This window comes from Neobacillus drentensis (genome assembly GCF_036965645.1).
In the GTDB taxonomy this organism is placed as follows: Bacteria; Bacillota; Bacilli; order Bacillales; family Cytobacillaceae; genus Neobacillus; species Neobacillus drentensis_D.
Genome location: NZ_JBALPZ010000078.1, coordinates 3512 through 3765 on the forward strand (window position 1 = coordinate 3512; position 254 = coordinate 3765).

Annotated in this window: 1 protein-coding gene; it reads left to right on the top strand. The window is 33.1% G+C overall.

From position 1 onward, the window contains the following. Nucleotides 1–55: 55 nt before the first annotated feature. Nucleotides 56–254, top strand: a 199-nt coding sequence (locus V7266_RS15325; RefSeq protein ID WP_335468804.1) for a hypothetical protein, incomplete at its 3' end; no start/stop codon positions are given.

Sequence of the window (254 nt, forward strand, 5' to 3'; positions counted from 1 at the left end):
TTTTCTATTTCTCCTATATACTCATATCATTGGTATTTAAGTGAGGTGATAATTTTTGTTTCAATTGCTGATAGACCTGTTAGATATAAATCCCCTAAATGCCCTTTATGTAAGTATTTTCCTTGGTATTACATTAAAGTTTTTATGGGCGTGGGGTGTTGAATACTCTTTTTTCGGTTCACTTACAGAAACGACAAATACAAAAATTATCCACCCACTGATCTTTTACCGGAAACAAAGTCGTATACACGGAA